The organism is Streptomyces sp. NPDC048353, assembly GCF_055587165.1.
In genome coordinates this window covers 186,183-212,052 of the sequence record NZ_JBVJGU010000003.1, presented here as the reverse complement: position 1 = coordinate 212,052, position 25,870 = coordinate 186,183, and the positions used below count along the sequence as shown (strand labels likewise).

The following is a 25,870-nucleotide window of genomic DNA, read 5'->3' as shown; positions in this document are numbered from 1 at the left end:
CGGTTTCTATGAGCGGTCGGGTGCCCGGCGCGGAGGGAGATCAGCTCCAGTCACCCGTGCCGACAGGTGCCTCGTCGAACAGCTGCCGCCGCAGCGCCACCCGCTTGACCTTCCAGGTGGCCGTGCGGGGGATGTCGCTCCAGTCCAGGCGGATCGGGCTGTCGAGATCAGGCAGACCGTTCAGCGCCGCAGTCCACCGCTGCGGATCGATCGCCGCGCCGGAGTAGGTGGAGTAGACGACGCCGGGCTTCCCCTGACGACGGGCCAGCACGACCACCTCGCTCGTCTCGGGCAGCCGGTCCAGCAGGACGTCCTCCACGGCGATGCCGCTCGTGCCCTCGATCCGGTCGATCTCCCGGTCGACCAGCCGGATCATCCCGCTGCGCGACTTGACGCCGAGGTCACCGGTGTTCCACCACCATCCGCTGACCTTGTTGTCGTGGCGGTCCTGCTCACCGACGTACGTCAGGCAACGGCCGGGCTGGCTGATCTCGACCAGACCCACCGTGCCCTTCGGAAGCTGCCTCCCGGTGGCCGGGTCGGTGATCCGGATCTTGGCGACCGTGGGCAGCGGCCAGCCCATGTACTGGGTGGGCGGCGGGAACTGACCGATTTCGCGCACCACCGACTTGACGTACGGCCGTAGCACGAGACCGCCGTTCTCCGTCTGACTCCACGACTGCACCCAGACCGGCAGCCTCGCGTCCGACGCGTCGAGGAACGCGCGGATCGAGCGCGTGTGCACCGCGTCGAAGGAGCTGATGTAGAGGCGGACCTGCCGGAACAGCCTGCGCGGGTCGTCGAGCAGGTGCTCCTGGCGCAGGTACATGTTCGGGAGCATGTCCACGATCGTCGGGCGGTGCTCGGCGAGCAGATCCGCGATGCGGTCGTCGGGCACGTCCGAGACCGCGAGGTACTTCGGCCCGACCGTGGCGATGGCGAACAGAGCGGTGAGCGTGTGCTGGTGGAAGAAGGGGTCGAAGAAGGCGAACGTGTCGCTGTGCCGGAACCCCATCCCGCCCCAGCGCTCGGTCTGGACGTGCGCGATGGAGTGCAGCGTCTCGGCGCTGTGCAGCGCCAGCTTGGGGATGCCCGTGGTGCCCGAGGTGTGCGTGGCGACCATCGGCTCGTCGAACTCGCGCAGCTCGACGGGCGCGGCGGGGCTGCCGGCCAGACTCTCGAAGGAGACGGCACCGTCGGGCAGCACATCACCGGCGCCGATGACGACGGTCCTGCGGGTCAGCTTCGCCAGCGCTTCCGCGTCCAGTTCGGCGATCTCCAGGCAACGCGGGTCGGTCACCAGGAACGGCTGCTCCATCCGCCGCAGCAGCGTGGTGGCCACCTCGTTGCCGTGGTTCCAGGCCAGTTGGAAGGGGATGGCGCCGAGGCGGGCCGCGGCCGAGCCGACGACCTGGACGTCGGGGTGGTTCGCCTTCATCACCGCGACTCGGTCCCACGGCCGCACCCCGGCGGCGTAGAGGCGAGCGGCCACGTCATCGACCAGCGCGGCCCACTGCCGGTAGCTGAAATGAGTGCCGGCGTCGGGCGCGATGTCCGCCGGCCGCGACAGGATGATCCGCTGGTTCGGAAAGCGCTGGGCCGCGAGGTGCCACGCCTCACCGTAACGACCGGTCGCCGGTGTCCGGGAGAACGGCGTGATCCGTTTCAGCCCCCTGCTCGGGGTGTAGACCTTGAGGAACTCCGGTACGTCAGTCGTCATGGTCGCCCTTGGATGTCGGGTACGGATACGTGATGTGCCTCGAGCAGGCCGCCCTACGCGGACAGCGCGGCGCCGGCATCGGCCGCGTGAACCGGATGGCTGCACAGGTCGCATCCGTGATGTGCGACGGCCGGCGGCCGGGAGGCTGTCGTACGGGACTGCAAGGCTGCGGCGGCCGCATACCCGGGAGGCGCGGCGAGCGGGGTCAGAAGCCAGCCGGAGGGAACAGCGGCGCTGCGACCGCCGAATTCGGGACCCGGTCCGATGTCCGCGCTCTGCAGGTGGCCCGCCCCGAGGCCGGATCCGTATGCCTTGAGGAACGCCTCCTTGCGGACCCAGCAACCGAGCAGCGCCCGAGGGCGGTGCGCCGGGGGCAGTCGGTGGATCGTTTCCTGCTCGTTCGGGTGGAGACGGCGCAGCAGGGCGGCATCGACGCGGTCGGCGGCCTCGAGATCGATACCCACCCGGGTCCGGGCGAGGGCGAGCATGAGGTTGTTGCGTGTGCGGGACAGGGAGAAGTGCAGGTCCCTCTGCGGAAGCGTCGGTCTGCCATGGGGCTTGTGACAGGAGGGACAGAGCGCGCGCGAGAGGGTGATCGCCTGCGGTGCGATCCCGAGACAGTTGGCGAGGACGAGTCGTAGGGCCAGGTGCGCGAGGACGTAGGTGTCGCGTCGGTCGGCGTTGAGGAAGCTGTCCGCGCGATGACGTTCCGAGGCGTCGAGCAGGGATGTGAGGCGTTGGGCCCGTCCGGCGGTGTCCGGGTCGGCGTGCAGGGTCCACACGTCGATGTGGCCGGCGGCCGGGCGATATCCGGTGGGTGGAAGGGCGACTTGGGGCAGGAGGTGGTGCTGTGTCCAGGGCATCCGTCTTCCCCCAGGGGCGGTGTGGCGGTGGTCGACCGGTCGGAGAGAGGCGGCGATCGCGCCGCCCTGTCATGCGAGACGGCGGTAGGTGCCGCGGTGGCGCAGCAGTGGCTCGCCGCTTCCGTGGCCGGCGGTGGTGACGGCCCCGATCAGGATGGTGTGGTCTCCGCCGGGGTGGGTGGCGTGGACGGCGCAGGTCAAGGAGGCGACGGCTTCGTCGAGGACCGGCACGGTGTCCTGGTAGTGGTGCGCAACGCCGGCGAACCGTTCCATGAGGGGCTTCTCGGCGAACACCTGGGAGGTGTGGTCCATGGTCGCGCCGAGAATGTTCACCGCGAAGGCGCCGTGTTCGCGGATGAGAGCGAGGGTGCCGGACTGGTTGGCCAGGCAGGCCAGGACGAGCAGCGGGTCGAGGGAGAGCGAGGTGACTGCGCTGGTCGTGATGCCGACGGGCCCGCGCGGGGAGGCGGTGGTCAGCACCGTGACCCCGGCGGCCAGTTCGCCCATGACGCGGCGGAACTCCTGTTGCCGATCCTGCTCAGCTGAACCGGGGGCCGGGGCTGGACGGGGCACGGTGCTGTGTGGCATCTAGGGCCTTTCGTTTGGATCAGGCCGGATCAGGGAGCGGGGTCTGGTGCTGTGCATCGCAAGGCGGAGGAGGGAGTCAACGCGGAGCGTTGGCGACTGACGACAACGCGGCGAGGTGCGGTGCCAGAGCTCGCGAGCCCGGCGTGATCCAAACGAAAGGCCCTAGGCCAGCCTCCCGGTGAGGAAGTCGGCGCGCAGAAGGCCTCGTTGACGCTTGCCGCTGGTGGTGCGGGGGATGCCGCCGCGCCGGAGCACGATCACCTCGTGCAGGTTGAATCCGTACGCCTGGCGGACTGCCATCGCGGCTTCGTGCTTGAGCCGGTGGTGTTCGTCGGGGCGCAGGCGGGTTTCGATCACGGCGATGACGCGTTCGCCACCGTCGTCGGTGCAGGAGAAGACGGCGCTGTTGCCGGCGTCGATGTCGGGGTGGGTCTCGATGGTCTCTTCGACGTCGTACGGCGGCAGGTTGCGGCCGTTGACGATGAGGAGTTCTTTGACGCGACCGACGATGTACAGGTCGCCGTCCCGGGTGAAGCCGAGGTCGCCGGTGGCGTGCGTGCGGTCGGGGACTGGGTTCGGGGTGCCGCCGGGGCTGAGGTAGCCGGCCATGACGGAGTCGCCCTGGAGGTGGATCTCGCCGATCTCGTCGTCGCCGCAGTCCTTTCCCTCGGGCGTGCGGATGTGGACGGTGAGGCCGCCGACGGGCCGGCCGCAGGCGATGACGGTGATCGAGGACCGGTCATGGGTCGCGTCGGTGACCTTGGTGTGGTGGTGCAGGTCCTCGCGATCCAGGCGCAGGGCCTTGACCCGGCCCCAGGACAGGCTGCCGGGCGGCCGCCGGTCGAGGGACATGGTGGCGGCGAGGACGGTCTCGGCCATGCCGTAGCAGGGGATGATCACGTCCTCGCCGAGGTTCTGCCCGGCGAAGGTGTCGTGGAAGTCGGTGAGGACCTGGAGCGGGATCGGCTCGGCGCCGACGTACGCCTGTCGCAGGCTGGACAGGTCGAGGTCGGTGTCGGGGGTACGGCGGAAGCGTTCGGTGGCGGTGCGGTAGCCGAAGGGCGGGGCCGTGGTGATGGTCGCGCCTCGTTCGGAGATGTGCCGCAGCCAGGACAGCGGGTCGCGCAGAAAGCTGATGGACGGCATCAGATCCAGCGGCACGCCGCGGGCGAGGGTGGACAGGGTCAGGATGAAGCCCATGTCGTGGTGGAGCGGCAGCCAATGGCACGCCCGGTCCTGCTCGGGTGTCAGCTCCAGGGCGCGGTGGATGGCGCGTACGTTGGCGGTGACCTGGGCGTAGGTGAGGACGGCTGCTTTGGGGGCGCTGGTGGATCCGGACGTGAGCTGGATGTGGTGCGGGTCGTCCGGGTGCGGTGGGGTGAGCTGTTCCGGGCCTGCCGGCGGGTGCCGGAGGTCGGCCACGGTCAGAATGCGCGGACCGTCGTCGGTGGCGAGGGCGGCGGCGGTGGCGCGGTCGGCGGTGATGACGGCGGCGGGCTCGGTGACGGAGACGACGGCCCGGAACTGGCGGGTGCCGGTCGCGGTGGTGTCGCCCGGGTTGGGCGGGACGACGACGGTGCACGGGACCAGGCCGGCCAGCAGGCAGCCCCACAGGGCGGCCAGGTGGTCGGGGCCGGTGCCCAGCGGCAGCAGTACTCGGTCGCCCCGCCTCAGGCCGCGGGCCAGGAGCGCCCCCGCGGCCCTCCTGGCCTGGTCGTCGAGCTGACGGTAGGTGAGGGATGCGGTGACGCCGCGGGAGTCGAGGAAGGTGATGCCCGCGGTGTGCTCGCCGAGGGTGTGGTAGTCGAGCAGACCGGCGTCGTCGACGGTGGTGACGGCCATGGGCTGGTCCTTCACTTGTCGGCGCGGGCGGCTTTGGCGGCCACTCGCTCGCGGACGTAGTCGGCGAGGTCGCCGATGTGGGTGAAGGCGAACGCCTTCTGCTCGGGGATGAAGACCCGGAAGGCGCTCTCGATGCGGCTCATCGCGGCGACCAGGGTGATGGAGTCGAGCGGCAGGCTGAGCAGCGGCGTCGTCCGGTCGAGGTGGTCGAGGTCGACGTGGGCGAGGTCGGCCGGGTCGAGGATCTCGGTGAGGGCCTCGCGCAGGGCGGTGAGCAGCTCGTCGTCGGTCGGGGTGGCAGCGGCGGGTGTGGTGGTCACGGCCGGCTCTCTCCTGTGGGTGCGGTGATGGTGTCGCTGCGCGGGTCGAGGCCGAGGGCTGCTTTGCCGATCATGTCGCGCAGGGCGTCGAGGTTGGCGCCCATGACGGCGCCGGCGCGGGCGTCGCGGTAGTGCCGTTCGAGCGGGTTGGCGCGCAGGAAGCCGTGGCCGCCGGTGACCTGCATGGCGGTGTCGGCGACCGTGATGGCGGCCTTGTTGCAGATGTACTTGGTCATGTTCAGCGCCGGGAGCGCTTCGAGGGGGTCGTTCTCGGCCGTCCACGCGCCGTGCAGCAGGGACAGGCGTGCGGTGTGCACGGTGGTGGCCATGTCCGCGACGTGGAGGCGTACGCCCTGGAAGGCGGCCAACGGCAGGCCGGTGGGGGCGAGTTTGCGGCGCATGACGTGGTCGTTGGCGAAGTTCTGGGCGGCGCGGGCGATGCCGAGGGAGGCGGAGGCGAGTCCGAGGATGAGGGCGGGCAGGGCGTGGGTGAGGCGGGTCATGCCGCCGCCGGGGCCGCCGACGCAGTTGGTGGTGGGGATGCGGCAGTCGAGCTGGAGGGTGTTGGCGCTGTTGGCGCGCATGCCCATCGCGTCCCAGGTCCGTTTGACGCTGAGGCCGTCGTGGCCGGCGGGGATGACGGCCATGGTCTGGCTGCGGCGGAACTCGGGTTCGCCGCTGTGGGCGTTGATGAGGTAGTAGTCGGCGTGCCCGGCGCCGGTGCAGAACGCCTTGGTGCCGGCCAGGTGGACCGTGTCGCCGTCGGGTGTGGCGCGCAGTTGCGGGTTGAGGATGTTGCCGCCGGTGCCGGGTTCGGAGAATCCCCAGCTGAGAAGCCTGCCTTCGGAGGTGACCTCCTTCAGGACGCGTTCGGCGACGGGGTTGGTCGCGGCGTCGGCGGCGAGGAGGCGTGCGGCGCCGGAGTGCATGGCGTAGATCAGCGCGGTGGATCCGCATGCTTCGGCGAGCTCGGCGACGGCCAGTCCCCACGAGGTGAGGTCGGCGCCGGTGCCGCCGTACCGGGTGGGAACGAGCAGGCCGAGGAGTTCGGCGTCGTGGAGGTCGGCGAAGTTCTGCGTGGGGAAGGCGGCGTCGCGGTCGTGCTCGGCGGCGCGGGGGGCCAGGCAGCGGCGGGCGACCGCGCGGGCCTGGTCGACGATGTCCTGCTGGTCACTGCTCAGTGCGAGGTCAACCATGAAAGCTCCTCGGGATGTCTTGCCGATCTTGCCGGGGTCGCGGCGCCTGGCACCCCCTGGGTCGTGTCCGGAAAGTAGCGCCGTCTGCCCGCAAGGCAGGGCTCGCGGCGTCTGGTGCGTGCGATCGCAAGGCGGAGGGTCGCCCTCGTACTGGACGTATTCGGGTGATCCCGACAACGCGGCGTGGGGGCACCTCCCGTGCCCGAAGGGCTACGGGGGAGCTCGTGCCAGGCGTCGCGGGCCAGGCGGGACTTTCCGGACACGGCCTAGAAGGACGCCGCGGGCACCGGGCTCCGCAGTGAGTGCACACGGGTGGCCAGCTGGTCCGGCGTGTAGAAGCGGGCGTCGATGATGACGTCACCGGCGGGCGGTGCGGTGGTGGGCGCGCGGGTGTAGACGGCGTTGCCGTACACGGTGAGCGGCACCTGGGCGGGCCGGTCGGCGACGGGGATGGGTTCGCGGTGCCCGTGTCCGAGCTGCCAGCGGTGGGTGGCCGCCATGTCGACGGGCCTGTCGCAGGCGCTCGTGCAGTCGGGGGGCGCGAGCCGGTGGTGGCGGGCGGTGGGGCATGAGCGGGCCCAGGCGAGCGGGGTGACGTCGAGCAGGCGCCGCACCGTCAGGCCGCTCTTCTCGGGGACGAGGGCGGCGGCGTCACTTTCCAGGGCCGTGATGCCGAACACGGCGAGTTCGTGCAGGTACGGCTCCTCGAACACCGGTGCCTCGAGCGGGCCGCGCGGCGCCTGGTCGGCGTCGTGGGGCCGTCCGGGCATGAGGGCGAGTCCTGCGGCCAGCTCGCAGCCGGCGTCGGTGAGCGCGGAGGCGGTCCCGAGGTCGTTCACCGTGACGGTGAGCGGCCCCTGCCCCGCCAGGTCCCGCGCCAGACCGGTGAGGCGGATGCTGCTGCGCTGCCAGGCGGCCGGCAGGACGACACCGGCCCGCAGACCGGCCTGCCGGATCCTGGCCAGTGCCTGGCGCAGCGTGAGCGCGTCGGGCAGCTTGGCCGCGCAGCCTTCCTGCCCGATGCTCACCGCGTCGACCGGTAGGCCGAGGACCTCGTCGAGCCGGCCCGGGGTGGTCAGGCGGACTTCCACGGTCATGGCTCCAACCCCCTTCTCTCGTCAGACGTGGGCGCGGCGGCGGGGGGTGTCGCGGAAGCGGCAGCGTTGCTGCTCGCACATCCGGGGCACCCACCCCATCTGCCACATCAGCTCGACGCGGTCGATGTCGGCGATGGTCTGCTTGGTGCTCCAGCCTCGGGCGACACCGTTCAGCGCCCGCCGGTACATCTGGGTGATCTTGGCGTTCTGGCGGACGATGGGGCTCTCGCGGCCGGGGATCTGCAGCGCCGTCACTCCGAGGGCCACCAGGGAGGGCACGTCGCACAGGGCGCAGTCCGACGCACCGTCGAGGAACCCGCCCAGGTCCCTCACCGCTTCCTCCGGCGCCGGGGCGCCCTGGTAGCCGGCGCGGCAGCCGAGGCCGGAGCCGGGCTGGTCGGGCAGGCGGCAGGAGTGGCAGTTCCCGCCGGACCCGGTCTGGACCGGGACCTCGACCTCCAGGCCGTCGACCGCGCAGAACGCGGCGATCTCGTCCAGCGTGGTGGCGTGCGGGACGACGATCCGCCCGATCCCGTAGACCTCCTGCAGCCGCATCGCGTAAGCGACGGTGGTCACCCCCAGGTGGGCTCCGGCGACGAGCGGAACGCCGGGGTGCTCGTCGGCGATCCAGCGGGCGGCGGGCAGGGCGCCGACGACGACGGTGTCGGCGCCCGCGTCGATGCCCTGGGCGACGTGGGCCAGGAACGAGTCCTTGTCGCCGGAGGTCACGGCGGGGGCGTCCGCGCACACGTGGACCCTCATGCCGGCCGTGTGCGCCTGCGTGATGATCTCTTTCAGCAAGCGCCGGTTGGAGACCTGCGTCGGGTCTCCGTCCCGTTTGCCCGGCAGGGCGTCGAAGCTGGAGCCCGTCCCCGCTGGTGGCCGGTGGGCGACGTAGATCTCGGTCGCCCCGCCGGTGATCTGCAGTTCCAGCATCTGCAGGTTGCGCACCGGTGCGTCGAGCCCCACCGATGCCGCCGCCGCGGGATCGGGCACCGCCACGAACGCCGCTTCGCGTTCGGTGTGCGGCGGGGCCATCTCCCACTGCTCGCTCACGTCATGACTCACTGCTCTGCGCCCCCGTCGCTTACCGCTGTATGTCGTGCTGAGGCACCTGCCTGTGCCGGCCCGGCTGTCAGGCGTGGGTCGGCTGCGGTGCGTCGGCCGGGCCCAGCGCCCGCAGCTTGCCGACGGCGTCGACCGTTCGTGCGGCCGCCGCCGTGACGGCGTCCACGGTGGTGGTGCGGCCGGGGCTGAAGCGGACCGCGGAGCGGGCCCGCTGGGCGGGGATGCCCATCGCGGTCAGCACATGGGAGGGCTCGTCGCTGCCCGCGTGGCACGCGGATCCGGCCGAGACACAGACGCCGTGCACCGCGAGGACGTCGACGAGGGTGTCGCCGCGCACTCCGGTGAAGGACACGTTCAGCGTCTCCGGCAGGCACGGCGCTCCGTCACCGTTGACCGCGATGTCTCCCGCCTCCTCAAGTCCCTTGAGGAGATGGGCGCGTACCGTGTGCCGGTACGCCTGGTAGACCGGATCGTCCAGGTGGTGCAGGGCCGCCGTGGCGGCCGCGGCCATGCCGAGCACTCCGGGGACGTTCTCGGTTCCCGCCCGCAGCCCGCGCTCCTGGCTGCCGCCGCGGATCAGCGGCGACAGTCTCACCCCGGGGGCGACCTTCAGCGCGCCGACGCCCTTGGGGCCGTAGAACTTGTGTGCCGAGACGGACACCAGGTCCGCGCCGAGACCGGCCAGGGAGAGCTTGCCCGCGGTCTGCACGGCATCGGTGTGCATGAGCGCACCGGCTTCGTGGGCGATGCGGGCGATGTCGGAGACCGGCTGGATGACGCCGGTCTCGTTGTTGGCGTGCATGACCGAGACGAGCACGGTGTTCGGCCGCAGGGCGCGCCGTACGTCCTCGGGGTCGATCCAGCCCCGCCCGTCCGGCCGGAGGATGGTGATCTCGGCACCGAGTTGGTGCGCCATGGCGCACGATTCGAGGACCGCGGAGTGCTCGATCGCGGTGGTGATCACGTGGACCGGCCGGCCGTCGGTGGCGGCCAGGACGGTGCCGCACACGGCGAGCGCGTCGGCCTCAGAGCCGCCGCCGGTGAAGACGACGTCGTCCGCGGCGCAGTCCAGCAGGGCGGCGATCCGGGTCCGGGAGGATTCCAGGGCGTCCTTGGCCTCGTCGCCGGCGTCGTGCCGGCTGGAGGGGTTGCCCGTGATGCTCATTCCCGCCAGCACGGCGTCGACTGCTTCTCGGCAGACGGGGCTGGTGGCGGCGTGGTCGAGGTAGACGCCCGCTCCGGCCGCCGTGGGCTGGGGCGGTCTAGGCACAGATGAGGGGTGCGTCATCGTCGACCCCCTCCCGGTAGTTCGACACCAGGCGGTGCGCCACCTGCCGACCCAGCGCGGCGACGTGCCGCTGGTCGGGGGCGAGCCCGCCGAGCAGTTCCTCGACCCGCTCGTCGTCCCACGCCTCGATCTCGCCGAGCGGGGCACCCAGGGCGGCCTCGGTGATGACGCTGGCGGTGGCCAGCGAGGCGGCGCAGCCGTGGGCGCGGAAGCGGATCGCCGCGACCGTGCCGTCGGCGATGCGGGCGGTCAGCATGATCTGGTCCCCGCACACCGGGTTGCCGATGAAGGCCCGCACATCGGGGTTGTCGAGCTCGCCGGCGTTGCGCGGGTGGGTGAAGTGGTCCACCACGGTGGGGCTGTAGCGCGGCATGGTGTCAGCCCTCCACCGGCGCGGTGGCGGCGGGGATCTCGCACTCGGCGACGATCTCCTGGCTGTCGATGAACTTCTCGATGCTCACCGCGCAGCAGCCGAGTTCGGCGCCCTGCAGGCGGCGGCGGAAGGAGACCGTCTGGCCGGTGCGGCCGCACGGGCAGGGGGTGTGGTCGACCTCGCCGACGTCCTCGCTGAGGATGAAGGCCGGGTAGCCGGTGGACAGGGCGTCCATCAGGGCGATGACACCGGTCTTGCCGGGGGCGAGTTCGACGTCGGTGTCCTCGACGTCGCGGATCGAGATGTAGGACCACGGCGGGACGTGCTTGCGGTGGTGCTCGCACTCCACGGCCAGCATGTTCGACTCGATCATGCCGTACATGTCGCGAACCCGGTCCGCGGGAATGCCCAGGTACTTCTCGATCTTGGCGTTGAACTCCTCTCGGCCGATCGACTCGCCGGTGTACCTCTTCCAGCCGCCGAGGGTGATGATCAGCGACTCGGGGTCGAGCTGGAGGGTGATGTCCTCCAGCTCGAGGTAGCGCAGGAGCCGGCCGACGAGGAACGGCGGGCCGATGATGTGCCGCGTCATCGACTCCTCCCACTTGTCGAGCTGACCGAGCGCCTCCTCGGGGTCGAAGGCGTAGTCGCGCACGACGTAGGCGTGGTCGTCCAGCAGGCCGTTGAGGACGTTGAACGCCTTGACCATGCCCATCTCCGGCGTCTCGGCCGTCGAGGGGCACAGGAACAGGCCCGCGCCCTTGCCGACCTGGAAGAACTCCCGGTACTGGGCGAAGATCGCGGTCATCACGCGGCTGACGGTCCGCACGTCACGACGGGCGACGCTCGGCACGCCGCCGGTGCCGGTGGAGCGGATCTCCAGCTCGACGTCGGTCAGCGGAGCGGTCATGAGCACATGCGCGTCGGGCTGCTTGAACATGCGCACGGGCAGCAGCGGGATCTTCACCAGGTCGGCCGGCGTCTTGAGGTCATCGGCCGTCACGCCGGCGGCTTCGCACTGGGCGCGGTAGAAGGCGTTGTGCTCGGCGTGCTCGGCGAACGCACCGCGCATCGCGGCGGTCACCGAGGCTTCCCACTCGCTCTCGGACTGGCGGAAAGCGATGTCCGGACAGCCGAGCATGGCAGCGAGTTCCATGGATCCCCCTTGGCTTTGGGCAGCGAGAACTGCACACTGCGGTCGGGTAGTTGGCTCGAACCAACCCGATCGCGGCGCGACCTACTATTGCAGTAGTACTACGTGGATAGTCAAGGATCGGCCGATGTCCTATGCTGCTCGCCATGGCAAGACTGGGTGACCTTGAGCGAGCGGTGCTGGACTGCCTGTGGCAGGCCGAGCAGCCGCGGACCGTGCGCGAGGTGCACGAGGCGCTGGTGGAACGGCAGTTGGCGTACACCACCGTCATGACCACTCTGCAGCGCCTCGCCCGCAAGGGCCTGGTCACCCAGGACGCACAGGCCCGGGCCCACCTCTTCAGTGCGGTGGCCACCCGGGAGGAGATGTTCGACGAGCTCATGACCGACGCTCTGGGCATCGCCGGCGACGAGCACGAGGCGATGCTCCGCTTCGTCGACGGCATCAGCCCGCAAGCCCGCGCGGCGCTGGCCGAAAGGCTCGAGCGCGACAACCACGCGTGATCTGGCAACGCCACAGACCGGACAGCACCACGCTGCGCCGGCACCAGGCCTGGCTCCAGGGGTAGAGCCGGGCCGCGCAGGCGAGAACAAGTGAACCAAGGTAACGGGGGGTTACGTGGATGCGCTGTGTCTTGTGCTGTTGTCCGTCCTGCTCCTGGCAGGAGTGTCAGTCGTGGTCACCCACACCAAATGGCCCTACCGCGCCCCGTGCGCGGCACTGTGCCTGTGGCTCGGCGGTTGCGTCGCCGCGCTGACCGGCCTGCTGGCAGCCACGTACACGATGGTCGTCCACTTCGACGAGACCGCCCAGCACCGGATTCTCCGGCTGCCCGCCGACATCACCGCCGTCCTGGCCGCATGGATATTCGTCGGCCGCGTCCTGCGCGCGTACGTCAGGATCCACCGCAAGGGAACACGGAGACGTCAACGGCATCGGGCCCTGCTGGGCCTCTTCGGCAAGAGCGTGCACCACCTCCAGGCGGTGATCCTGCCCAGCCGCCAGCCCCTCGCCTACAGCGTCCCGGGTCCCGACGGCGGTCATGCCGTCATCTCCGACTGCGTCCTGGCGGAGTTCACCCGCGAGGAGGTCGATTCCGTCCTCGCCCACGAGAAAGCCCATCTGCGTCAACGCCACCACCTGCTGACCCAGTTCAGCGACGCCTGGTGTACGGCACTGCCCAAGCGTACGTTCGCCGTCCGATTCGCCGAACGCTTTCACGGCCTCATCGAGATGCGGGCCGACTGCGCCGCCAGTGTCCGGTGCGGACGCCTCGCCACCGCCTCCGCGCTCGCCCGTATGGCCTACGACAAGAGCCCTGAGCCCGACGCCGACTCCGGTTGTCCGGTGGCCGCCCGCCGCCGGCACCTGCTGACCAACGACCGATGTTGCAGCTCGCTGACCGCCTCAACGGCCTTCTGCGCGGCCTGCGCCGTCGCTGTCGCCCCCGCAGTCCTCACGGCCGCCGGCGTCCTCGCTGCCGCCTGTACGTGGATCTGCCACTGACCGCCCTCACACGAGGGCTTTTTTGTTGAGCCGAGAACGTTCCTCGAGAAGGGGTACTGATGAACGAGTCGCAGGTCTCCGAGTCCATCGAGATCGCCGTGCCGCCGAGCGTGGTGTACGCCGCGGTGACGAACGTCGCCGACATGGGCCGCTGGAGCCCCGAATGCACCGGCGCGAGCGTCAAGGAGGACGGCGCGCGCCAAGAGGTGCGGCCGGGTATGAAGTTCACCGGCCACAACCGTTCCCCCAAGCGGCCGTGGTCGACCCAGTGCACCGTCACCGCGGCCGAGCCGGGCCTGAAGTTCACCTTCCTCGCCCGCGGCGTTGGCCTGCGCGTCGCCCTGTGGAGCTACCGCTTCGAGCCGCTCGACGATGGCCGGGCGACGAAGGTCACCGAGACCTGGATCGACCAGCGCGGCTGGTTCATGCACGTCATCGGCCCCAAGGTCAGCGGCATCCACGACCGGGCCACCCACAACCGCCAGACCATGCAGGTCACTCTGCGACGTCTGAAGGAGACGCTCGAAAAGGAGCACCAAGCCGCCTGACGGCTCCGGCACGCTGTAGGGACAGCGGGGAGGGGCATACCGTCCGGTGTGCCCCTCCCCGCCGCGCTGTCCGCGGGCAGTGCCGGGACAAGACCGTGCTGCCGGGCCGGACGGGGGTGACCGGCCCGGCAGCGGGCGGGCGCGGCAGCACGGGGAAAGGAGCCGTGCCGCGCCCTGCCTGGCCGCCCGGCACGGGCCGGGCGGCCAGGAGCCGTTACGAGGTGGCGCTCTCGACCTTCGTCCCGGTCGGCTCCTGCAGGAGCGGCCTCTTGTCCCGGGCCGGGAGCAGGGCGACCACCACCACCGCGGTGACCGCGGCGAGGCCCGCGCAGATCAGCGAGACGGTCGACATGCCGGCCACGAAGGCATCGCGGGCCGAGTCCGCGAGGCCGCCTGCCTGCGCGGCCGGGAGCTTGTCCGCGACCTGGATGGCGCCGGCCACGTTGTCCCGGATCGCCTCCTGCGCCTGTTCCGGCAGGGCGGAGGGGATGTCGTCCTCGACGTTGTCGCGGTAGGCGGAGTTCAGCGAGCTTCCGAGGACGGCGACGCCGACCGACGCGCCGATCTGGCGCATGCTGTTGGCCAGCGCCGAACCGGCGCCGACCTGGTCGGCGGGCAGCGAGCTGAGGATGGCGTCCAGCGTGGTCGGCATGGTGAAGCCCAGCGCCAGGCCCATGATGGCCAGCGCGGTGCCGGTGACGGTGAAGTCGGTGTCGGGGTCCACGGTGGAGAGCAGTCCGAGTCCCGCGACCCACAGCACCATGCCGGTCGCGACGATGACCTTCGTACCGATCCTGCCCACCAGACGCCCGCCGACCCCCGCGGCGATGATCAGCGCGCCGATCATCGGCAGCAGGTGAAGCCCTGTGTCCATGGCGTCCTTGCCCTGCACCTGCTGCAGGAACTGCGGCACCACGAACAGCACACCGAACAGGATGAACATCACCGCGGAGATCGCGACGCTGGACCAGGTGTAGCGGGCGTTGCGGAAGAACCCCAGGTCCACGAGAGGACTGGATGCCTTGCGCAACCAGACGAACAGCATGCCCAGCAGCACCAGCCCACCGATCATGGTGATCAGCACGGTCGGGTCGCCCCACCCGGCGTTGGGGACCTCGATGACGCCGTAGACGAACGCGGAGACGCCCAGCAGTGACAGGGCGGCACCGATGAGGTCGAGCCGCTTGGCGTTCGGGTCGCGGGATTCGGGCACGAACAGCAGCATGCCGATGACCGCGACGATGACGACGGGGATGTTGATCAGGAAGATCGAGCCCCACCAGAAGTTGTTCAGCAGCCAGCCGCCGGCCAGCGGGCCGAGCGGGAGCCCGAGGGCGAACCCGGCAGTGGCGATGGCCATGGCCTTGGAGCGTTCCTCCTTAGGGAACATCAGCGGCACGATCGACAGCGCGAGCGGCGTGATGGCGGCGGCGCCTGCGCCCATGACGATGCGCGCGACGATCAGTCCGTCGGGAGTGTCGACTCCCAGGACCATCAGGGAGCCGATGCCGAACAGCAGCAGTCCGCCGATCAGGACGCGCCGCCGTCCGATGCGGTCGCCGAGTACGCCGAGCGGCAGCAGCAGACCGGCGAAGGGGAGGGTGTAGCCGTCGGTGAACCACTGCAACTCGGTGGTGGTCGCCTCGAGTTCGGTGGCCAGAGTCGGCAGGGCGACGGTCAGGATCGTCGCGTCAAGCCCGACGATCATCAGGCCGAAGACGGGTGCGGCCAGAGCGAGCCAGCGTTTACGGGCCAGCCCGCTGTTGCCGGGTGACGACGGATCAGTTGCGGTGGTGCCGGGCATTGCCATGGATGCTCCTCAGCAGGGCGCAAAAGAAAAGACGATGGGGTGCCGGGCCGTCTGCCCGGCCGGGCAGGAGCCACCGATCGGCATGATCCGACGTGGCCCGAGGCGCGTGCGGGCGCGCCGGGAATCCCCCTGAGCTGTTCCGTGTCGCTCAGGGGGCCGATGAACCATCCCCCTTGTGAAGTGATGAAGCCTCAGGCTTCCGCTGTCTGCGAGAGGCAGCGCTGTCAGGTCAGTTGCAGCAGGCACACCCCGGGGCACAGCCACCGGCGTCCTGGTCGTCGGCCGGCTGCGCACCGGCCTTCAGCGTGCTCAGACCGCTCGGTGCGCAGCAGCCGTCGCCTCGCCATGCTTCCCGGCCCTCCCTGACCGCGATCGCCGCTATCATCAGCGCGGCGATCGGGTCCGCCCACGACCATCCGAGGGTGGCGTTGGCGAGCAGGCCCACCAGCAGCACGGCCGACAGATAGGTGCACAGCAGGGTCTGCTTCGAGTCCGCGACCGCCGAGGCCGACCCCAGCTCCCGCCCCGCGCGCCGCTGGGCAGCGGACAGGAACGGCATGACGGCCAGCGACAGGGCTGCCAGCACGATGCCGGGGACCGACGACTCCGCCTCGCCGCTGCCCACCAGGGCGCGGATCGCGTCCACGCTCACGAAGGCGGCGAGCGCGAAGAACGACACCGCGATGATCCGCAGCGCCTTCTTCTCCCGCGCTGCACGCACGGCGTGCTCACGGGCCGAGAACTGCCAGGCGACCGCGGCCGCCGACGAGACCTCGATGATCGAGTCGAGACCGAACCCCACCAGGGCGGAGGACGACGCCATGGTTCCCGCGGCAAGGGCGACGATCGCCTCGACGACGTTGTAGGCGATGGTGGCCGCGACCAGCACTCGTATGCGACGGGCCAGCACCTCGCGGCGTGCGGGGGCCGGCCCGAGCGCCGTCTCCGCGGCCATCAGCAGCAGCCCTTCTCCTCGGCATCCGGGCACGTACTGTCCTCGGCGACGGCCACCACGGCCTCACGCAGGTCGTCCAGCGCGTGTCCCAGGCGGGGGTCGGCGAGCTCGTAGAGGGTACGACGGCCCTCGGGCACGGCCACGACCAGGCCGCAGTCGCGCAGACATGCCAGATGGTTCGACAGGCGCGTACGGGAAATACCGAGAGCGTCGGCCAGATCGGACGGGTAGGCGGGAGCCGAACGAAGGGCGAGCAGCAGCCGGCAACGGATCGGGTCGGCGAGAGCGCGGCCGAACCGTGCCAGGACCTCGATGTCTTGCGCGAGATTCAGCACACCGAAGACGATACACGGAACGCTGAATTCATGAAACCCTGAATCAACAGCTCCGGGCGGAGACACACCCTTTCGTGTCGGCGTCCGGCCGTCCGCAACTGCGCTGCCGCAGACCGGCCTACGGGATCGGCGGCCTGAACGCCGGCCACCTCGGTGCCCCACCTCCCGCCCCGCCTGCCCGCAAGCGCCTCGCGCCTGCTGCCTGGCGCCCTCGCCGCGGGCATCGGTGCCTGTACGTACCCTCGGCACCGGTCTGGCGAGGCGCCCACAGGGCGATGACGGCCGAAGGCCAAGGGTGTTCAGGTCGATCCCTTATCGTCTGCGCCGACCGCAGTACTCCCTGTCGCGCGGCACCGGCCTGTCGAGGAGTGACGAAGTTGAGCAGCACGCCCCCGCCCGCCTCCGGGACGCCCGACGCACTGCAGCGGCGTCTAGGCGTGCCGGACGCGGTACTGATCGGGCTGGGGGCGATGGTCGGCGCCGGGATCTTCGCCTCGCTGGCCCCAGCTGCCCGCGCGGCCGGCTCCGGGCTGCTGATCGGGCTCGCGGTCGCCGGCGTCGTCGCCTACTGCAACGCGACCTCCTCCGCGCGGCTCGCCGCCCTCTACCCGGCCTCCGGCGGCACCTACGTCTATGGCCGCGAACGCCTCGGCGCGTTGTGGGGCTACCTGGCCGGCTGGGCGTTCATCGTCGGCAAGACCGCATCGTGCGCGGCCATGGCCCTGACCGTCGGCTCCTACCTCTGGCCCGGCCAGGCCCACGCGGTCGCCGTCGCCGCAGTGGTGACACTGACCGCGCTCAACTACACCGGAGTGCAGAAGTCCGCCCTGCTGACCCGCGTCATCGTGGCCGCCGTCCTCTCGGTCCTCGCCGCCCTCGTCGCTGCCTCACTCACCTCCGACGCCGCGGACACGGCCCGCCTGAGTGTGGGCTCCGACGCCACTGTCGGCGGGGTGCTGCAGGCGGCGGGGCTGCTGTTCTTCGCGTTCGCCGGCTACGCCCGCATCGCCACCCTCGGCGAAGAAGTCCGCAACCCGGCCCGCACCATCCCCCGTGCCATCCCGATCGCCCTCGCCCTCACCCTCGTCGTCTACACCGCCGTCGCCGTCTCCGTCCTGCTCGTCCTCGGCCTCGGCGGTCTGGCGGCCGCCGGAGCGCCGCTGACGGACGCCGCCCGAGCGGCCGGAGCCGACTGGCTCGTCCCCGTGGTCCGGGCGGGCGCGGCGGTCGCCGCCCTCGGCTCGCTGCTCGCCCTCATCCTCGGCGTCTCACGCACCACCCTGGCCATGGCCCGCGACCACCACCTGCCCCATGCCCTGGCCGCCGTGCACCCGAAGTTCAACGTCCCCCACCGGGCCGAGCTTCTCGTCGGAGCCGTCGTCGCCACCGCCGCCGCCACCGCGGACCTGCGCGCGGCGATCGGCTTCTCCTCCTTCGGGGTCCTGGCCTACTACGCCGTCGCCAACGCCTCCGCCTTCACCCTGACCCGAGCCGAGGGCCGCCCGGCCCGGATCATCCCCCTCGTCGGTCTGGCCGGCTGCCTCGCCCTGGCCTTCGCCCTCCCCCTGTCCTCTGTCCTGACCGGCACCGCCGTGCTCCTGGCCGGTGCCGCCGTCTACGGGATGCGCCGCCGGTCGACGCCTGACCCCGGCTCTGACTCCCGCCCCGGCAGACCCACCTGACCAGCAGGCCGGCAGCGGCGGTGACCGAACGTGCCCGTCCGGGCTTGCGACCTGCACCCGGGTACGGGTTTACCGTCGGAGGTGTCCCCGGCCTCGGGGACGTGACGACGGGAGTGAGTGCCATGAGCGATCCGGTATGGGTGCCGCATTCCTGCACGCTGCCCACCGAGGAGCGGCCCCTGCGGGTGGCGGAGTGGGACGCCCTGTTCGCCGAGCGGCTGGCCTCGCTGTCGAGGCCCGAGCCGCTGTGGCTGCACGTCGAGCTGGCCGCCGGCCAGGGCGTCGAGGCCCAGGTGCGCGACCTGGTGGAGCGGGAGGGCGCCTGCTGTTCGTTCTTTTCCTTCACCGTCACCCCGGGCGAGGCCGCGATCGGCCTGGACATCCACGTAGACCCGGCGCACGAGGCGGTCTTGCAGGCCCTGGCCGCGCGGACTGCCGCCGGAGGGCTGCAGTGAGCGCTGGGCCGCGCAGCGGCCAGGTCGCCGAGGCGGCCCGGGGTGAACATCCAGACCCCGCGCTACTGACAAGCGGCGCGACCTGCCGGCCGAGCCGGAACGCGGTAACGGCGGTTACCGCCTCCACGGCGAGGACGCGGTAACGGCGGCCACCGCCTCTACGGCGAGGACGCGGTGACCGCGCAGCTCCGGTCCGGGTGACCTCGAAGGGGGCCGGCGACCTGGTCGAGCACGTCGCCGGCGGACGTGCCGAGGTACGCGAGATCGCCCCGGAGCTGCAGGACGGGATCGACCCGCGGTGCTTCACGAGGCGCGCTTGCGCCGTCGGTGTCCGCCTCTCGTTGCTTCGTACGGGGCACCCGAGCGGCTTGTTGGGCGTGTGCGCTGGCGGTCGCCGTCGTCGCGGCGAAGCATGGCCCGGTGGCGCCTGATCGGCCCCGGCCTTGCAAGTCCTCGCCGCGGGCCGGGTTTGCCGTCCGCCCGATCCCCTTCCCGAGGAGTACCTCCGTGACCTTCAATCCGCTCGAGCAGCGGGGGATCCCGCTGGACCGGCAGCTGCGCAACTGGAGCGAACTCAACGTCAAGCCGATCGACCCCGACCGGTGCGACCCGTACACCCGGTGCCGGATCATCGCGATGAACGGCATCGAAGTCGAAGCGATCATGTTCAGCCACCAGCTCGCCCGCAACACCGTCGATCCGGAGGTGAAGCGCCGGCTGGCGCAGACGCGCTACATCGAGGCGCAGCAGCAGAAGGTGGTGAACTGGCTGCTGCCCGGGGTCTCGTCCGTGCTCGAGACCACGATCGCCTACGAGCAGGTCGCGGTGGACCTGACGGCGTGGGTGGCGCGGATGGAGCCGGACCCGTACCTGAAGCAGGCGTACGAGTTCGGCGTCCTGGAGGACTTCGACCATCTGTACCGGTACGCGAACCTGTACGAGATGATCGAGCACCGCAAGGCGGAGGCGATCGTGGACGGGCTGACCGAGGTGATGCCCGGCCGGCCCACGAAGTTCCACCACCGCGACCCGGTGGACAACGTGCGCGACGCGTACGCGAAGGACGAGACCGACCCGCTGTCGAAGCTGCACGCGCTGACCATCATGTCGGCCGAGCAGCAGACCATGAACTTCTACATGAACACCGGCCCCACCTACATGGAACCGATCGCCCGGCAGCTCTACCAGGAGATCGGGCTCATCGAAGAGGAGCACGTCACCCACTACGAGTCCCTCGTCGACCCCGGCGAGACGTGGTGGGAGCAGCTGGTCAACCACGAGTACAACGAGTGCTACCTCTACCACTCCTTCATGGAGCAGGAGAGCGATCCCAAGGTCAAGGCGGTCTGGGAGCTCCACCTGAACATGGAGCTGGAGCACCTGCGCATCGCCTGCGACCTCATGCGCCGGTACGACGGCCGGGATCCGGAGTCGGTGCTCGCGCCGGAACTGCCGAACGTGCTCACCTTCGAGCCGAACAAGGCGTACCTGCGGGAGCTGCTGGACACCCAGATGGACCTCACCACACTCGGGGCCGGCTACGTCCGGGAAGCGCACGAGCGGTTCGAGAAGATGCAGGAGCAGATCCACGGCGGCGAGGAGCCCCCCAGCGAGCGCGTCATGACCGAACATGACGCGATGTTCGGCCGGGAGTACCGCATCGAGTCCGAGGGCAAGCACCCCGACCCCGCCATGCGCGAGAAGTAGGGATTCGACATGGCCGAGCTGCAGACCCCCCAGGCCGGGGACGACTACGCCCCCGACACCGATGTGGTGGCGCTTCTGATGCGCCAGCACGGTGACATCCGCAACCTCTTCGACGAGGTCGAGGCCGCGTCCGGTGAGGCGCGCCGGGATTCCTTCCGCCGGCTCGTACGCCTGCTCGCCGTCCACGAGACCGCGGAGGAGGAAGTCGTCCACCCCTTCGCCCGCCGTGCGCTGCCGGGTGGTGCGCAGGTGGTCGAGGACCGTCTCGCCGAAGAGAAGGCGGCCAAGGAGGCCCTCTCGGTGCTCGATGATCTCGACACCGACGACCCGACGTTCATGCCCCGGTTCATGAAGCTGCGCACGGACGTCCAGGAACACGCCCGCGCAGAGGAGCGCTACGAGTTCACCCACATCCGCCGCAGTACGGACAGCACGAATCTGGCGGCGATGGCCAAAGCTGTCAAAGCCGCCGAGGCGATGGCCCCGACACGGCCGCATCCGGGCGTGGAGTCCGGCGCGGCCAACATGGCCTTGGGGCCGGTCGCCGCCCTCATGGACAGGACCAGGGACGCTGTCCGCAAGGCCATGGGCAAGGACGGCTGACCGCAGCGGGACGGGTTCCGGGGCCGGCGTCGATGTCGATGTCGCTGTGGAGGCGTGGCCGTGGTTTCTGGGTCAGCCTCGACCGCCTGGGCGCCGCGTTCGCGCAGGCCCTGCCTGCACCCGGCGCGCCCACGGGCCGGGCCGTAACTGCGGCCCTCGTTAACCGGCTTCGCACTTCGGCCGCGCTTTGCCTCGCTGTGCGCCCGCTCGCCGTCCCCGTGCCGGTGCCGGTGAGGCCACGGCCGCGCGGCAGGGTTCGCTCCGGTGCCCGGTCTTGCCTGTGCGCCCGCGGCCAGGGCGCGGGCGCCGTCGGCTCCGGCCCGAAGGCGGCCGGCCGGCCGCCGTGTGAGCGGCGGGGACGTGGCGGAGCCGGTGCGGGGGAGTGGCCGGTGGCATCTTCGCCGCCGTGCCCGCACCCGCGCCCATTTCGCGGAGAGGCCGGGTCGTGACGGGCCAGAGGCTGGCCCCGCCCGTCGCCCCGGTCCTGGAGCCGGCTGCCGCCGTGCTCGTGCGGGCGTCCAGGCCGCCGTTCCTTTTCCAGCTTCCGCCGGCGTACGGCCGCAGAGTCCTGGAGGAGGTGCAGTCCGGCCCGGTCGACCTGCCGGCCGTGGAAGAGGAGTGGGTGACCGTGCGCGGCGGCCCTACGGGTGAGGTCCGGGCCCGGGTCGTGCGGCCCGCCGGGGCCTGCGGCCGGCTGCTGCCGGCCGTCGTCTATCTCCACGGAGGGGGCTGGGTGTTCGGCAACGCCCGCACCCACGACCGTCTGGTGCGCGAACTCGCCGTCGGCGCAGGCGCGGCCGTGGTCTTCCCCGAGTACGGTCTCTCGCCCGAGCACCGCTATCCGGTGGCCGTCGAGCAGAACTGGGCGGTGGCCCGCTGGATCACCACCGACGGCGCCGCGCACGGCCTCGACACCTCCCGGATCGCCGTCGCCGGCGACTCGGCAGGCGGCAACATGTCCGCCGCCCTGACCCTGATGGCCAAGGAGCGCGGGGGCCTACGCCTGCGCGCGCAGGTGCTCTTCAACCCGGTGACCGACGCCTCGTTCGACACCGGGTCCTACCGCCAGTTCGCCGAAGGCCACTTCCTACGCCGCGACGGAATGCAGCGGTACTGGGACCACTACACCACCGACGAACAGGGGCGGGCGCAGATCACCGCCTCCCCGCTGCGCGCCACCACCGAGCAGCTGACGGGACTTCCCCCGGCCCTGGTGATCACGGCCGAGGCCGACGTCCTGCGCGACGAGGGCGAGGCATACGCCGACAAGCTGCGCGCCGCCGGAGTGCCGGTCACCGCGGTCCGCTACCAGGGCATCATCCACGACTTCGTGATGCTCAACGCCCTGCGCGGCACCCACGCCGCCCGCTCCGCGATCGACCTCGCCGGCAGAACCCTCCGCCAGGCCCTGACCGAGGCTTGAGACGGCTACCCCGGCCGTCGTGACAGGGGCAGCGCCCGAGAACTGGTGATGAGAGCCGAACCCGGAGAGCTGAGGCTCCGCCAAGCGACGATGTCTATGAGCATGCCTTAGGTGCGGCGCCCTCTTGGTGATCGACGGTCATCACCTGGTCAACATGGTCGCCTTGGCCGACGTCGCACGGCCCCGGCGGACGCGCTCTGTCGGAGCTCGTGCTGTCCTCGATCACGCGGAGGACCCGGGGGGCCGGCACCCTTCATGAGCATGGCCCTGGGGGTACGGCGCTGTCGGCCTCTTCCGGATCCCAGGACGAGCGAATCCGCACTCGGCATCCCTCTGGCGCGATCCAGGCCTTACGGCCCGCCCCGACTAGGACGCTCTCTGTCCTAGATGTCTCCTACCGTCGGCCCATGACCACTTCGTCGCAGGAACCGACCCCTTTCCTCCCAGACGAGCGCGGCGAAATGCTGCAAGCACTCGCGGAACAGCGGGAGTTGCTGCTGATCACCGTGCGCGACATCACCGATGACGAGGCCTCGCAACGCACCACCGTGAGCGACCTCACCCTGGGCGGAATCGTCAAACACCTTGCCCGGGGTGAGCACGCATGGGCACAGATCATGGCCCTGGGGGACGGAGAACTGCCGCAGGGCATGCTCGAGGCGGAGCAGTACCGCATGGCCGACGGCGAGACCCTCGCCGGGCTGATCGAGCAGTACGCCACTGCCGCGCGGACAACCGAGGAACGTGTGGCTGCCCTGCCGGACCTCGACCGGCGCGTGCCACTTCCCAGCACTCCATGGTCCCCGCCGGAGCCCGTCCACTGGTCCGCGCGCCGGATCCTGCTGCACTTGATCAGGGAGACGGCGCAGCACGCCGGTCATGCGGACATCATCCGGGAAGCGCTCGACGGAGCCACCACCACCGCCCAGCGGGACTGACCTTCCCCGTACCCGGTCGGCCGGCCATCGGCAGCACGTCACCGGCATCCGCCCGTGGCCGCGGGCGAGGCCACGGCCCGGCTCTGCCGCCTTCTCGCCCTCGTCCACTTGGAGGGCAGTCCGACAGTCAAACGCTCTGCCATTGATCCTGAGTGGGTGCGCCGAGCCTCACCCCGCCAGGAGCCGGTTGCGCCACCACCCCTCTACGCCCAGAAAACTTACGGGCAGTGTGAGTTCCGGACGCAGCACGCTCCGGCGGTCGAATTCGGCGTCGAGGCGTGCGATGACCCGGCCGAGGTCGGCACGCGCGCCGTGAGGAAGCCACAGCAGTACAGCCTGCAGAAGGTCTCTCGCCAGAATCGGGTTACAGCAGTCGCAGCCGATCTCGGGTTCCGGCAGTACACGGCCAGGCTGTCTCAGGTACCGCTGGCAGTCTGCAAGGGCCGTAGCGACAGCGCCAGGCCAGAGCCGGTCATCCTCTACCCGGCGGATGGCTGCACGGGTCAGCCCCGAGACTCCACGGATGCGACGGACCGGCACACCTCGTCCGGGCTGCCGACGCGACGCGCGCAGCCCCTTCGGCCGCCTACGCGGCACAACCCTTTCTGGTGATCGTCATGGCGACTATCGTGCCATGGACGGGTGCTCGACGGCGAGGCCGCCCGATCGGGCCAGGTGCGATGGGTGATCTGGGGGGAGCCGGTCCAGCCGGGGGCGGGGCTGGGGGCGGCCCGTCTTTCGTGGGCCAGACCCCAAGACGGGCCGGTCGAACTCCGTGCTCTCGTCACACAGAACGTCGAGGGCGACGGCGGACGCGGTGTGCTCATGCTTGTTGGCTTACTCGCGTACAACCTTTCGGGCCGAGGGCTCGTCCAACTGTTCGCAAGTGACTGGCCAGAGCGAGGGAAACGCACGCATGACGCGTCGATGGGGACAGATGACGGCGGGGGTGGCGGCGGTGGTGCTGCTTGCCTCCCTGAGCACCACGGCGGCGCAAGCGGTGCCCGCGGCGGATCCGGTGGACGTACGGGTCTACGGGGGCGTCGACCGTTCGAACGTTGCCCCCGGCGCAAGGGTCGGCCTGCGGGCCACTGCTGGTACCCAGGGCAAGGGGACGATCCCGCACCTCGGCCTGACGATCACGCTGCCCGAGGGTGTCAGCTTCGACGGCAACATCGACGATGCGACCAGCGGCAGCTGCGTGGCGGTCGCCAACGGCCGGACCCTCACCTGCACGGGAGAGAAGAGCGGCCCGACGGAGTCGCTTTCGGTCTATGTGCGTGTGAAGTTCGCTGCGGACCTGGCACATGACACCGAGCTGGATTTCACGGTCACCGCGGACATCGGTGACACCGTCGATCCCCGGCCGGAGAACAACAGCGCGACGGCCAAGGCCGCCGTGCGGGCACCGGCGGACCTCGGGCTCGCCTGGACCGGGCCGTCCGGGCCGGTCGCCCCCGGCGAGAAAGTACCGACGAAGCTCGTCGTCACCAACCACGGCCCCGCTACCGTCCCCTACGTCCCCCTCGTCATCGACCTGAACTGGGACCTCACCCGACCCGACGGCTACGACAAGAGCTGCTGGGCCGCCCCCTCCACCCTCACCTGTGACGCGGTGGGCGAGCTGAAGCCGGGCGAGAGCCGCACGTTCCCGTTCGTCTGGGAGTTCCCTCAGAAGACCCCGGGGGCGACTCACACCATCGGCGCCCGTCTCAGCAGCGCTGACACGCCCGATGCGAACGCGGCGAATGACGAGGCCGCACTCATCCTGAAGATCGGCACGGCCCCGAGCGCCAAGCCCACCAAGCCGACCCCGACCGCGAAGCCGAACCCCGAGCCCACCGGGACGCCCACCCCGAGCGCCTCCGCTACGACGACCGCGGCTCCCGGTCCGACCACCCCCGCCGGGCCCGGCAGTTCCGGCGGGGCGCTGGCAGCGACCGGCGCGGATTCGGTCACCACGACCGCGGGCGCGGCCGTCGCGCTGACCCTGGCCGGCGGAACGCTCCTGGTCGCCCGCCGACGCTTCCGGCACCGCACCTGAGCACCACCCCGCCGGACGGCCTCGAGGCCGTGCCGCTGTTGCCGGTGATTGAGCGACGCTTCCGGTACCCGGGGCGTCGTCGGCTCGATGACCGGTCGGTTCTCGAGGGCCTAGGGGCAGCGTGGCCCGCTTCGCCGACGACGAGAAGCAGTTGGGCCGAAGTTGCGCCCAGGCTCTGGCGCGGGCGGGTGGTTAGGGGCCGGAGCCGGCGCCGCAGCGTGGGTCCGGCTCCGGATTTCGCCTCTCCGCTTCCGCCGCCAGGGCCTGGGCGCAACTTCGGCCGACCGTAGGGCCCCTCACACTGCGGTCAAGGTGATCGGGCGGTGTTCCAGGGCGTCTGTAACGATGTGCCCGTG

At 70.9% G+C, this 25,870-nt stretch carries 24 protein-coding genes; 10 read left to right on the top strand and 14 right to left on the bottom strand.

What is annotated here, in order from left to right; translation table 11 throughout:
* Positions 1-40: 40 nt before the first annotated feature.
* The 11 genes from ACZ6RC_RS11425 to ACZ6RC_RS11375 form a co-directional block, all read right to left on the bottom strand.
* Positions 41-1,720: a class I adenylate-forming enzyme family protein gene (locus ACZ6RC_RS11425; RefSeq protein WP_469581211.1), complete on the bottom strand. Its 1,680-nt coding sequence runs from the start codon at positions 1,718-1,720 to the stop codon at positions 41-43.
* Between the two features lie 53 nt (positions 1,721-1,773).
* Positions 1,774-2,583, bottom strand: a complete 810-nt coding sequence (locus tag ACZ6RC_RS11420) for a 4'-phosphopantetheinyl transferase family protein (RefSeq protein WP_469581208.1) — start codon at positions 2,581-2,583, stop codon at positions 1,774-1,776.
* Positions 2,584-2,652: 69 nt separating this feature from the next.
* Complete coding sequence (locus ACZ6RC_RS11415; protein WP_469581206.1) at positions 2,653-3,090, bottom strand: flavin reductase family protein; 438 nt, start codon at positions 3,088-3,090, stop codon at positions 2,653-2,655.
* A 243-nt stretch (positions 3,091-3,333) separates the two neighbouring features.
* Positions 3,334-5,013, bottom strand: a complete 1,680-nt coding sequence (locus ACZ6RC_RS11410; RefSeq protein WP_469581202.1) for an AMP-binding protein — start codon at positions 5,011-5,013, stop codon at positions 3,334-3,336.
* A gap of 11 nt (positions 5,014-5,024) precedes the next feature.
* A complete protein-coding gene (locus tag ACZ6RC_RS11405; RefSeq protein ID WP_391134569.1) occupies positions 5,025-5,333 on the bottom strand; it encodes an acyl carrier protein in 309 nt (102 codons plus the stop codon).
* Positions 5,330-6,529, bottom strand: a complete 1,200-nt coding sequence (locus tag ACZ6RC_RS11400) for an acyl-CoA dehydrogenase family protein (protein ID WP_391134566.1) — start codon at positions 6,527-6,529, stop codon at positions 5,330-5,332. The genes ACZ6RC_RS11405 and ACZ6RC_RS11400 overlap by 4 nt, the downstream gene beginning before the upstream one ends.
* Positions 6,530-6,795: 266 nt before the next feature.
* A complete protein-coding gene (locus ACZ6RC_RS11395; RefSeq protein WP_469581198.1) occupies positions 6,796-7,626 on the bottom strand; it encodes a hypothetical protein in 831 nt (276 codons plus the stop codon).
* A gap of 21 nt (positions 7,627-7,647) precedes the next feature.
* Entirely contained in the window at positions 7,648-8,682 is a 1,035-nt protein-coding gene (locus ACZ6RC_RS11390; protein ID WP_469581196.1) for a peptidase U32 family protein, read from the bottom strand.
* Between the two features lie 79 nt (positions 8,683-8,761).
* Entirely contained in the window at positions 8,762-9,964 is a 1,203-nt protein-coding gene (locus ACZ6RC_RS11385) for a cysteine desulfurase family protein (RefSeq protein ID WP_469581193.1), read from the bottom strand.
* Positions 9,957-10,355 carry an iron-sulfur cluster assembly scaffold protein gene (locus ACZ6RC_RS11380; RefSeq protein ID WP_469581190.1) on the bottom strand — a complete coding sequence of 133 codons (399 nt, stop codon included), beginning with the start codon at positions 10,353-10,355 and terminating at the stop codon, positions 9,957-9,959. The genes ACZ6RC_RS11385 and ACZ6RC_RS11380 overlap by 8 nt, the downstream gene beginning before the upstream one ends.
* 4 nt (positions 10,356-10,359) lie before the next feature.
* Complete coding sequence (locus ACZ6RC_RS11375) at positions 10,360-11,511, bottom strand: LuxE/PaaK family acyltransferase (RefSeq protein ID WP_469581186.1); 1,152 nt, start codon at positions 11,509-11,511, stop codon at positions 10,360-10,362.
* A gap of 143 nt (positions 11,512-11,654) precedes the next feature.
* Here ACZ6RC_RS11375 and ACZ6RC_RS11370 point away from each other — a divergent pair, with 143 nt between their 5' ends.
* The 3 genes from ACZ6RC_RS11370 (at position 11,655) to ACZ6RC_RS11360 (ending at position 13,562) form a co-directional block, all read left to right on the top strand.
* Positions 11,655-12,011 (top strand): BlaI/MecI/CopY family transcriptional regulator, encoded by a 357-nt coding sequence (locus tag ACZ6RC_RS11370; protein WP_391134547.1) that lies wholly within the window; start codon positions 11,655-11,657, stop codon positions 12,009-12,011.
* Between the two features lie 172 nt (positions 12,012-12,183).
* Positions 12,184-13,014: a M56 family metallopeptidase gene (locus ACZ6RC_RS11365; RefSeq protein ID WP_391134544.1), complete on the top strand. Its 831-nt coding sequence runs from the start codon at positions 12,184-12,186 to the stop codon at positions 13,012-13,014.
* A 59-nt stretch (positions 13,015-13,073) separates the two neighbouring features.
* Positions 13,074-13,562 carry an SRPBCC family protein gene (locus ACZ6RC_RS11360; protein ID WP_469581183.1) on the top strand — a complete coding sequence of 163 codons (489 nt, stop codon included), beginning with the start codon at positions 13,074-13,076 and terminating at the stop codon, positions 13,560-13,562.
* Between the two features lie 214 nt (positions 13,563-13,776).
* On the opposite strand, the gene ACZ6RC_RS11355 is transcribed toward ACZ6RC_RS11360, so the two are convergent.
* The 3 genes from ACZ6RC_RS11355 to ACZ6RC_RS11345 all read right to left on the bottom strand — a co-directional run bounded on the left by ACZ6RC_RS11355 (position 13,777) and on the right by ACZ6RC_RS11345 (position 16,662).
* Positions 13,777-15,372 carry a DHA2 family efflux MFS transporter permease subunit gene (locus ACZ6RC_RS11355; protein ID WP_469581180.1) on the bottom strand — a complete coding sequence of 532 codons (1,596 nt, stop codon included), beginning with the start codon at positions 15,370-15,372 and terminating at the stop codon, positions 13,777-13,779.
* A 229-nt stretch (positions 15,373-15,601) separates the two neighbouring features.
* Positions 15,602-16,327 carry a cation efflux transmembrane domain-containing protein gene (locus ACZ6RC_RS11350; protein ID WP_469582798.1) on the bottom strand — a complete coding sequence of 242 codons (726 nt, stop codon included), beginning with the start codon at positions 16,325-16,327 and terminating at the stop codon, positions 15,602-15,604.
* Positions 16,327-16,662, bottom strand: a complete 336-nt coding sequence (locus ACZ6RC_RS11345) for an ArsR/SmtB family transcription factor (RefSeq protein ID WP_391134532.1) — start codon at positions 16,660-16,662, stop codon at positions 16,327-16,329. Before ACZ6RC_RS11345 ends, ACZ6RC_RS11350 begins: the two co-directional genes overlap by 1 nt.
* 377 nt (positions 16,663-17,039) lie before the next feature.
* Between ACZ6RC_RS11345 and ACZ6RC_RS11340 the strand changes: the two genes are divergently transcribed.
* The 7 genes from ACZ6RC_RS11340 to ACZ6RC_RS11310 all read left to right on the top strand — a co-directional run bounded on the left by ACZ6RC_RS11340 (position 17,040) and on the right by ACZ6RC_RS11310 (position 25,514).
* The gene (locus ACZ6RC_RS11340; protein WP_469581176.1) at positions 17,040-18,344 is read left to right on the top strand and encodes an APC family permease; all 1,305 of its coding nucleotides are present in this window, start codon (positions 17,040-17,042) and stop codon (positions 18,342-18,344) included.
* A gap of 122 nt (positions 18,345-18,466) precedes the next feature.
* Positions 18,467-18,799 (top strand): hypothetical protein, encoded by a 333-nt coding sequence (locus ACZ6RC_RS11335; protein ID WP_469581175.1) that lies wholly within the window; start codon positions 18,467-18,469, stop codon positions 18,797-18,799.
* A 507-nt stretch (positions 18,800-19,306) separates the two neighbouring features.
* A complete protein-coding gene (locus tag ACZ6RC_RS11330; RefSeq protein WP_469581172.1) occupies positions 19,307-20,506 on the top strand; it encodes a hypothetical protein in 1,200 nt (399 codons plus the stop codon).
* Positions 20,507-20,515: 9 nt separating this feature from the next.
* Positions 20,516-21,109 carry a hemerythrin domain-containing protein gene (locus tag ACZ6RC_RS11325; RefSeq protein ID WP_391134520.1) on the top strand — a complete coding sequence of 198 codons (594 nt, stop codon included), beginning with the start codon at positions 20,516-20,518 and terminating at the stop codon, positions 21,107-21,109.
* A 445-nt stretch (positions 21,110-21,554) separates the two neighbouring features.
* Positions 21,555-22,532 carry an alpha/beta hydrolase gene (locus ACZ6RC_RS11320; RefSeq protein ID WP_469581169.1) on the top strand — a complete coding sequence of 326 codons (978 nt, stop codon included), beginning with the start codon at positions 21,555-21,557 and terminating at the stop codon, positions 22,530-22,532.
* A 407-nt stretch (positions 22,533-22,939) separates the two neighbouring features.
* Complete coding sequence (locus ACZ6RC_RS11315; protein ID WP_469581166.1) at positions 22,940-23,470, top strand: DinB family protein; 531 nt, start codon at positions 22,940-22,942, stop codon at positions 23,468-23,470.
* 916 nt (positions 23,471-24,386) lie between these two features.
* Positions 24,387-25,514: a COG1361 family protein gene (locus ACZ6RC_RS11310; protein WP_469581164.1), complete on the top strand. Its 1,128-nt coding sequence runs from the start codon at positions 24,387-24,389 to the stop codon at positions 25,512-25,514.
* Positions 25,515-25,870 lie beyond the last annotated feature (356 nt).